This is a genomic window from Streptomyces radiopugnans (assembly GCF_900110735.1).
GTDB classification, from domain to species: Bacteria; Actinomycetota; Actinomycetes; order Streptomycetales; family Streptomycetaceae; genus Streptomyces; species Streptomyces radiopugnans.
The window spans coordinates 25,469-31,779 of sequence record NZ_FOET01000025.1 but is presented as its reverse complement, the minus strand read 5'-3'; the positions used below and the strand labels follow the sequence as shown (position 1 = coordinate 31,779).

9 protein-coding genes and 1 pseudogene are annotated in these 6,311 nt (G+C 69.8%); 1 reads left to right on the top strand and 9 read right to left on the bottom strand.

Going from position 1 to position 6,311, the window contains the following annotated elements:
- The 9 genes and pseudogenes from BMY40_RS26690 to BMY40_RS26650 form a co-directional block, all read right to left on the bottom strand.
- Positions 1 to 197 (bottom strand): type II toxin-antitoxin system RelE family toxin (locus tag BMY40_RS26690; protein ID WP_093663339.1); only part of this gene is annotated, 197 nt, incomplete at its 3' end.
- Positions 194 to 454, bottom strand: coding sequence for a type II toxin-antitoxin system Phd/YefM family antitoxin (locus tag BMY40_RS26685; protein WP_093663256.1), 261 nt, complete (start codon positions 452 to 454; stop codon positions 194 to 196). The genes BMY40_RS26685 and BMY40_RS26690, both read right to left, overlap by 4 nt.
- Positions 455 to 559: 105 nt before the next feature.
- Positions 560 to 1,201 carry a hypothetical protein gene (locus BMY40_RS26680; RefSeq protein ID WP_143071835.1) on the bottom strand — a complete coding sequence of 214 codons (642 nt, stop codon included), beginning with the start codon at positions 1,199 to 1,201 and terminating at the stop codon, positions 560 to 562.
- 308 nt (positions 1,202 to 1,509) lie between these two features.
- Positions 1,510 to 1,734: a hypothetical protein gene (locus BMY40_RS26675; RefSeq protein ID WP_093663337.1), complete on the bottom strand. Its 225-nt coding sequence runs from the start codon at positions 1,732 to 1,734 to the stop codon at positions 1,510 to 1,512.
- Complete coding sequence (locus BMY40_RS26670; RefSeq protein WP_093663336.1) at positions 1,735 to 2,040, bottom strand: hypothetical protein; 306 nt, start codon at positions 2,038 to 2,040, stop codon at positions 1,735 to 1,737.
- Between the two features lie 423 nt (positions 2,041 to 2,463).
- Positions 2,464 to 2,862 carry a hypothetical protein gene (locus tag BMY40_RS26665; RefSeq protein ID WP_093663335.1) on the bottom strand — a complete coding sequence of 133 codons (399 nt, stop codon included), beginning with the start codon at positions 2,860 to 2,862 and terminating at the stop codon, positions 2,464 to 2,466.
- 104 nt (positions 2,863 to 2,966) lie between these two features.
- On the bottom strand, positions 2,967 to 3,554 hold the full coding sequence (locus BMY40_RS26660) for an SMI1/KNR4 family protein (RefSeq protein WP_093663346.1): 588 nt from the start codon (positions 3,552 to 3,554) through the stop codon (positions 2,967 to 2,969).
- 391 nt (positions 3,555 to 3,945) lie between these two features.
- The gene (locus BMY40_RS26655) at positions 3,946 to 4,443 is read right to left on the bottom strand and encodes an HAD domain-containing protein (protein ID WP_093663334.1); all 498 of its coding nucleotides are present in this window, start codon (positions 4,441 to 4,443) and stop codon (positions 3,946 to 3,948) included.
- Positions 4,440 to 5,490: pseudogene (locus BMY40_RS26650) on the bottom strand (IS256 family transposase); the annotation flags it as partial. The gene BMY40_RS26655 and the pseudogene BMY40_RS26650, both read right to left, overlap by 4 nt.
- On the opposite strand from BMY40_RS26650, the gene BMY40_RS26645 reads away from it, so the two are divergent.
- Positions 5,444 to 6,301 (top strand): NucA/NucB deoxyribonuclease domain-containing protein, encoded by an 858-nt coding sequence (locus BMY40_RS26645; RefSeq protein ID WP_245770350.1) that lies wholly within the window; start codon positions 5,444 to 5,446, stop codon positions 6,299 to 6,301. The pseudogene BMY40_RS26650 and the gene BMY40_RS26645 overlap by 47 nt on opposite strands.
- Positions 6,302 to 6,311 lie beyond the last annotated feature (10 nt).

Here is a 6,311-nt window from a genome sequence, read left to right as displayed (position 1 = left end):
CTGATCTCGTACATCACCCGGTAGGCCCCGACGTGGATGCGCAGCACATCGCTGCTGCCGAAGGCGCCCTGGGGGCGGGGGTTGTCGGCGAGGTGGTCGACGGCGGTGAAGACCTGCCTCACCCCGTCGGGGTCGTCCTTGGCGAGCCGCTCCGCCTGGACCAGGGCCTCGGGCTCCCAGACGACCTCATACCTCACGCCTGGTCCTGGCCGAAGACGCGGCGGTAGGCCTCCTCGTGCGGGACGCCGGTGTCCTCGCCGCGGGCCTGGCGGGCGCGGTAGGCGGCCAGCGCCCGCAGCTCCTGCAGTTCCAGGGCATCGGCGGGGCTGACCAGCATCGCGACGGTCTGTCCGTGGTCGGTGATGGCGACCGGTTCACGGGTGGCGCTGACCTCGCGTGCGATGGCGCCGAGCCGGGCGCGGGCCTCCACGATCGAGTAAGTGATCTCCGTCATGCACACCACCTTACGCAAGTGTGCACATGATGACACCTTCCCTGGCCGTACCGTGTCCGGGAAGGTCCGGCCATGCGCCCGGGTGTCACCGGAGGCGGGAAGGAGTCAGCCGGACCTGCCGGACTGCTCTGCTTTCAGGTCGTCCTCGGTGAAGGCCACGGCCTCGCGGCCCACCCCGAGCGCGTCGAGCAGGACCTCCAGCGCGGCTTCGACGTCGCGTTGCGAGCGGTTCAGCCACACGAACAGGCGGGGCTCCTCGCGGTGTGCGAATCGGCTGAGGGCGAAGTCCGTGCCCTGGATGCGGAACAGGGCCACGTCCACCTCGCCCAGTTCCTCCCAGGTGCGTTCCACTTCCAGGCGCAGCCGGGCCGCGACCGCCTCCAGCGGCGGCGTCAGCCCAGCTACCAGCCGGTAGAAGGTGGAGGCGGCCTCCCACAGACTGTATTGGGTAACGGGGTTCTTGCCCACGTGGTAGCCCAGAGCCGGCGCCGGCTGCCAGTCCGGCTCCGGCCCCGGCACCCGGACCACGCCGGCGCCGGGTACGGCCGGCGGCTCCCCTCCCCCACCGGATGCCGAGGGGGCGGCGTCCCGGTGCGGGCTCTGCCGGGCGGCGTGCCACTGGTCGGCCAGACGCTGCTTCCAGCCCGCCGGGGGCGGCCAGGGCACACCCCAGGCGGCAAGCTGATCACGGGTCCAGCCGCCCGCCGGGGTACGCGCGGCCTCGACCTCGTCCGGTGAAGGAATCATCACCCGCCCCATGATGGGCCCCAGTTGAGGCCCCAGACCACTGGTTCAGGCGCGATGGCCGCCTACGCCTACCTTCAGGCCGTCAGCCAGCAAGTGAAGGTGACTACCGGCCAGGCGGCCGACCCGGTCACCGTCGTGGCCGAGGGCCGACACGGTCCGCGAGACCGCCGCAACGGTCGAGTCCTGGATTCGGTAGGCCACCCATGGGCCTGGCCATCCGATGGGCTTACAGGCAGTGAGCCGCCAGCGCGCCCCGGGGGGGGCGGCCTCGGGCCCGGCTGCTTGCGGTCCTCATGGGGTGGGCGGGGTCAGGGGGTGGGGTGCCGTTCGGCCCAGCCGGACAGTTGCGCGGTGTAGGCGCTGCTGAGGTCTTCGGTGGTGATGTGCCCGTCCGGGGTCAGGAAGCAGGGTTCATGGGCGCCGAGGTCGGCCAGCAGGCCCGCGATGAGGGTGTGGGCGGTGACGGCGGCCTCGTGGTGGTCGGCCGCCAGTGCGGTCAGGTCGGCGGTGGTCTGGGCTGGGGTTTTGGGCAATCAGCCGACCGGGCCGCTTTGGAGAACCGTATCGGAGACGGTCAGCCGTACGGGCCCGGTGGCATCGGCGGGGAAGCAGTGGAAGACGCCGGAGAACATCACCTCGCCGCCGGCGGCGGTGTGTGCCGCCCACGCCCAGGCCGCTGCCGCCAAGATGCTCGCCAACCGCGTCCGCGGGAAGGTACGGGCGACCGAGCGGCTGGCGGCCACCGCGACGGCTGCCAGGGCGGTGTCGACCGCGGCCGCGATGCGAGCGCGGATCGCGGCGACCGCGGCGCGGGCCCGCTCCAGCAGCGCGTCGACCACGGCGGCGCCGACGCTGGTAATCGCGGTAGAGATCCACGAGAGGGCTGGCGCTTGGGGGGCCGGATGAGGCGTTCTGGCTGGGCGTGAACCTGCTGCCGGTACTCGCGGATGGCGGCGGCCTATCTCTCTTCGGCCGGGGTGGGTCTGCTTCCGCCCAGCAGGAACCGGCCCGACGGCCCCTTCTGCCGCCACAGTCGGGCCTGGCATCAGATGCTGGCCGGCCTCGGCGCCGCTGGCAGGCACACCCGCCTCTACCGGCCGCAGACCAGAAGGTCGGGGGCGTAGTGGCGGAAGAGGTTGTAGTGCGGGCCGGTCTCGGGGCCGTACTACGGGCCGGGGAAACCCCCGGCCAGTACGGGGCTTGCGAAGCCCTTCTCGTCCTGGGATGTGCATTGGCCTGCTCGCGATGCCTGACGGCGTGGGTCAGGAGAGGGTCTCGCCCTCACGTAGCAACCACTCCCTGACGCTGGGCGCGCTGTCCAGGAGCCGCCCGACCTCCATCCCCTCGTCGCGCGAGGTCACCCTCGGCAGTGAGGCGAAGTCACCGGGGAGCACGTCCAGCAGGCTCCTGACGCGTTCTCCGGTATACAGGGCAATCAGTAGCTCGCACCGCAGGTGAGCGGGGACATCTGGGCGGTGGGACAGGTCGTGCCACAGGACCGGCCACAGGTAGCGGACTCCTGCGGGAGCGGCGTTCACCGCCACCCACGAGGGGTCCAGACGTTGGCTGAGCCCGAGATCCAGGGCGCGCTCCTCCAACTCCAGTAGCGAGGCCGTGGCTATGGCCTTGAGTTCACGAGGCAGCGACTGGTCCGAGTTCATGACTCATGCTCCCGCAGGGCCCCGGCAACGGCGCAGCAGGTCAGGTGTCACCTGTTCGTGCAGCAGTCCCCTTCGGCACGACCGTCGCTGCCCGGAGGGGACGGTCAGCTGAACTCCATGCCGAAGTACGGGTCGGGGTCGCCTGTGTAGGGGTCGATGCCGGACTCCCACCGTCGTTGTTCCTCGCGCCAGTGGAGGAAGTGCGGAGAGGGCTCTCCCCAGAGGGAGGCGTCACTGAGCGGGCACTCCTCGAAGCCCTTGGCGAACAGACGCCGGAGGAACTCCGTCATTCCGCAGTCGTAGACCTTCCAGTGGGGCCAGCCGTGCCGCTCCCACACGACGACGGGCCACTTGTCGGGGTCAGGGTCGACAGTGAGCCAGCCGAGCATGTCGGCTCCGCAGCTGACGCCCCAGGCGAGGACGGAGGCGGGGCCGGCATCGATCCCTTCCGGCCCGCCGTCGGATTCCCACATGTGCCGCATGTTGGCCGTCTCGCCCGCCATGCTTCCGAATCCCGGGCCCTCTGACGGTTGTGCGCTCGCTTCGGGCACGAGGATGCTCAGCACGTCGTCGATGCCTCCGGCTCCGTACGTGCTCATGAAGGCGACGTAGTCGGACGGGAAGTCCACCCCCCACGTTCGCCGCATCGCGTCCCAGTCCACCTGCTCGTCCGCGCCGTCATGCGACGGCATCACCGCCCTGAGCGCGGCAAGAACTGTCTCCTGAGACGGCATGTCCCCTCCAAGCGTGGTGCTCGTTGGACGACCGTACCGGGCACCACCGACACCGAGTCGGGCGCTCCCCGACCGACCAGCGCGACGCGGAAGGCTCTGCTTGCCCGAACTCCTCGACACCTCGACCGAGTCGGGCCGAGGCACCGAGGACCCGTTCCGCTGAAGGCGGGACGCGGAACACGGCCGGGGATCGCCGGTTGGCCAGACCGGCGACCCCGCGGACCATTGACCGTCCCGCCGCCGAGGAGCCATCCGGGGCATGACTTCAAGGTGGGGCATGGGGCAGGCTGTGCTGGTGGGCGGAGTTGCTAGAGCAACTGTCAATTCCTGTGGATCACCGTGGGGAGCCTCAAGTGGCCCGTAGCCATTGATCGAGGACTGCGAAATCTTCGTCGGTGAGGCCACGGGACGACGCGATGCGGTGGAGGAGGGCCGGGGTGGGGTGGTGGGTGGACACCCAGTCCCGGTCGGCGTCGGTGATCTCGTCGTCGACCCAGACGAACGGGCGTCCGTCCGCCCATGCCACCAGGGTTCGGGTCTTCCAGTGGAGCCCGAACCACTGGTCCTCGCGCGCATGCGCGTCGGAGGGCTCCGGCCAGTGCACGACCGGCAGGGGCCGCAGGCCGAGCCGCGGTGCTATGTCGGTGTTCGCCGCCTCCTCCCAGGTGGTGGCCCAGACCAGCTCGCACGGCAGTGCCGCGAGGCGAGGCCCGACGCGCGGGTCGAGCCGCGCCAGGTGCGAATCTGTCGCGGTGCCTGACGGCTCGCGCTGCGGGCCGTCGCCGAACGGCAGGAGAGGTCCGTCGACGTCCAGGAACAGCAGCGGGCGTTCCTCGCGCTCACTCATGCCGCAGCCTCCTGCTCACGCTCGACCAGGACGCCGCGTTCGAAGCGGGCGCCGTTGCGGACGAGGGCGACGAGGTGGGGTGCGGTGATCGCGCGCCGGCGGGCCTGGGCGGACTCGGCGAGCTTGAACACCATCGCCGGGGCCGCGGCCGGGCTGCCGGCGCCGCGGGTGACCTTGGTCCGCAGCTTTACCGTGCTGAAGGTCGACTCGATCGGACTGGTCGTGCGCAGGTGAACCCAGTGCTCGGCCGGGAAGTCGTAGAACGCCAGGAGTTCATCGACGTCGTCCGCGATCCTCTTGACGGCCTTCGGCCACTTCGCGCCATAGGTGCGCCCGAAGTCCTTCACCGCCTTCTCTGCGTGAGCGCGGTCCTCGGTGTTGTAGATCTCCTGCAGCGCCTTCTTCGCGCCGGGCTGGGCCGATCTCGGCAGGGCGTTGACCACGTTCCGGGTTTTGTGAACCCAACACCTTTGCTGTCTGGTCTGCGGAAACACCTCGGCCAGGGCCCGCCACAGACCCATGGCTCCGTCGCCGACGACGAGTTCGGGATCGCGCATGCCGCGCCGGCGGCAGTCCCGCAGGAGGTCGGCCCAGGACTCGGTCGACTCGCGCAGGCCCTCGGCGAGCGCGATCAGCTCCTTGCTGCCGTCGGTGCGCACGCCCATGAGGACCAGGACGCAGGAACGGGCCTGGCCGAGGCGGACCTTGGGGTGGACGCCGTCGGCCCACACGTACACGTAGCCGGATCCGGACAGGTCCCGGTCCTGGAAGGCGACGCGGTCATCGCTCCACTGCTTGGTCAGCCGGGCCACCGTGGCCGGCGAGAACCCAGCGACCGAGCCGAGGAACTGCTCCATCGCGGGCACGAAGTCACCGGAGGACAGACCGTGCAGGTAGAGCAGGGGCAGGACCTCGCTGATCTTCGGGGACTTCCGGCACCAGGAGGCGAGGATCTCCCGACGAGAACCGCTTGCGCTCGCCCGTCTGGCCATCGACCCGCTTGTCGTTCACCCGCGGTGCCTTCACCGCAATCGGCCCGAAGGCAGAGTACGCCGTCAGCGTCGAGAACATCGAAGTCGCCCCCGTCGGCACCGAGGACGCCACCAAGTGGCGCATCATCCAATCCTTCTCCCACAGCATCAACGCCGGCAAAAGCGACCCCAACCCCCACGTCACCGCACCGACCACCACCACCCGCGACGAAACCCTGACCGGCTGGCACACCACGCCCCACTGGACCCTGACCTACACCTCACCCGACACCGGCAAGGTCGAGACCGGCAACCATCAGCGCGTCAACGCCACCGTCACCATGACACTGGGAGCGAACTCCCCCAACGCCGACTCCTCCTACTCGGAAGTCGGAGCCTTCCACTCCGGCGTCCGCTTCGACTACGCCGGAGCCGTAGCAGGCAAGTACAAAGGCACCGTCTTCACCGAGGCCCGCGTCGAACTTGTCCTCAGCCTCAGCGACGACGCGATCAAGGAGAGCACCCGGCACATCGGCGACGCCCAGCAGTACCCCGAACGCACCTTCCCTTCCTGGCCGGGCAAAACGGTCCCCGGCAAGGACGAGCCCCTGCACCGACTGATCAACAGGGAAGAACAGGACGCCAACCGGGACCGGGCCATCGACACCTGCCACGATGTGTGGGGCAACTACGAGGGAACTCGGCTGCAGTGCGACGAGTACCCCTTCTCCTCCACCCACGAGGGCGCCAACGCAGGCAATGACCGCTACTCCGCGCGCCTGATCGACGGTGACGACAACGAGGCGGGCGGTCGGCGACTGAACTCGATGTACACCGCCAACCGCATACTCGACGGTGACCCGTTCTACGTGAAGGTCACCTCCTGACCTGCCGAGG

Excerpts from the sequence above, each read along its gene's own strand:
- BMY40_RS26685 (WP_093663256.1), bottom strand. The coding sequence starts at position 454 with ATGACGGAGATCACTTACTCGATCGTGGAGGCCCGCGCCCGGCTCGGC.
- BMY40_RS26680 (WP_143071835.1), bottom strand. The coding sequence starts at position 1,201 with ATGATTCCTTCACCGGACGAGGTCGAGGCCGCGCGTACCCCGGCGGGC.
- BMY40_RS26665 (WP_093663335.1), bottom strand. The coding sequence starts at position 2,862 with ATGAACTCGGACCAGTCGCTGCCTCGTGAACTCAAGGCCATAGCCACG.
- BMY40_RS26660 (WP_093663346.1), bottom strand. The coding sequence starts at position 3,554 with ATGCCGTCGCATGACGGCGCGGACGAGCAGGTGGACTGGGACGCGATG.
- BMY40_RS26655 (WP_093663334.1), bottom strand. The coding sequence starts at position 4,443 with ATGAGTGAGCGCGAGGAACGCCCGCTGCTGTTCCTGGACGTCGACGGA.